This is a genomic window from Zoogloea sp. 1C4, from assembly GCF_009469605.1.
Taxonomy (GTDB): domain Bacteria; phylum Pseudomonadota; class Gammaproteobacteria; order Burkholderiales; family Rhodocyclaceae; genus Zoogloea; species Zoogloea oryzae.
Genome location: NZ_SSXU01000111.1, coordinates 1 through 1,169 on the forward strand (window position 1 = coordinate 1; position 1,169 = coordinate 1,169).

Annotated in this window: 2 protein-coding genes; one reads left to right on the plus strand and one right to left on the minus strand. The window is 31.5% G+C overall.

The window, feature by feature from the left end:
* Nucleotides 1-230 precede the first annotated feature (230 nt).
* Nucleotides 231-632: a hypothetical protein gene (locus GH681_RS23080; protein WP_153163833.1), complete on the minus strand. Its 402-nt coding sequence runs from the start codon at nucleotides 630-632 to the stop codon at nucleotides 231-233.
* Between GH681_RS23080 and GH681_RS23085 the strand changes: the two genes are divergently transcribed.
* Entirely contained in the window at nucleotides 622-981 is a 360-nt protein-coding gene (locus tag GH681_RS23085) for a hypothetical protein (protein ID WP_153163834.1), read from the plus strand. The two genes, GH681_RS23080 and GH681_RS23085, sit on opposite strands and share 11 nt — an antisense overlap.
* The last annotated feature ends 188 nt before the right edge of the window (nucleotides 982-1,169 follow it).

Here is a 1,169-nt window from a genome sequence, read left to right on the forward strand (position 1 = left end):
TTAATGGATAAAATGCTCTATTACTAGTCTGAAGAAGGTAACACACATGTACAATTTGCTGTAAGAAATTCTAATGGTAAACACATAAAAGTAGAATTTGATCCTAGTAGAGCTTCAGAATCTCAACATAAATTAGCTATAAGAAAAATAGCTAAAGATCTGCATTGGAATACCGATAAGTATGCTTTATTAGAACCTATATCAGATAGTATTATTCGACTAGCTACTTCTTACTTTAAACAGTATCCAAACGCTAAACAATTTAAGATAGCAGGTTTAGAGCAATTAGCTTTTACTAGAGAAGACTTAGGAATAGGTACTGATAAAGGACCAGTGTCTTTACTTACTTGGTTAATTAACACTGGTAAAATTGAAACAGATTTAGGTGATACTATATATAGAGCTCCTTTCATATATACAGATGGAGTAGCTATACCACAAGTTACTGAAACAGAATTAGCTAGTGCAAGCAAACAATAGCCAGTATAGAAATCAGCATAGAGAAAGGTAGAAGAAACTAACAATAAACAAGTAAAATTAGATAATAAACCTATTTCTACTACAGGTATAGAATATGTTTCTACTAATGAGAATTGGTCTGAAGAATAGATTAAAGATTGGATGAAAACCAATTCTCCTCAATACAAATATAAAACTGGTAAATGGCAAATAATTCGTAGAAATGGTAAATTGCAAGCTGCTCAGAGATTAGCGAAAAGAGGGTTAACTTCACAAGTAAAAGGTGAAGGTAAATTAAATGTAGATGAAGCTAGACAATGGCTACAAGATAAACTAGGCATTGACAAATCAGATGTTGTAACTTCAGAAGCAGTATTTAGAATGGCTAATGCTCCACAAGTATACGGTGCTTTAAAAGTATGTATGGATAGACTTAGTGGTGATACAGCAGCTAGAATATTCTTATCAGAACAATCTGGGCAAGGAGTAGAATTCCACGAAGGTTTCCATTATGTAAGTTAGTTATTAATAAACGATAAGCTTAGAGAACAAGTATATCAAGATTATGTAAAACAATATCCATATTTAAAAGATGCTTCTAAACAAGAAGTAGAAGAAGCTCTTGCTGAAGAATTCAGACAATATATGCTAAATGAAACTAAGCCATCTATAGCATATAGAATTAAAAAACTATTCAACGTAATACTTAA

Coding starts and splice junctions, on each gene's coding strand:
- GH681_RS23085 (WP_153163834.1), top strand. CDS start 622: ATGAAAACCAATTCTCCTCAATACAAATATAAAACTGGTAAATGGCAA.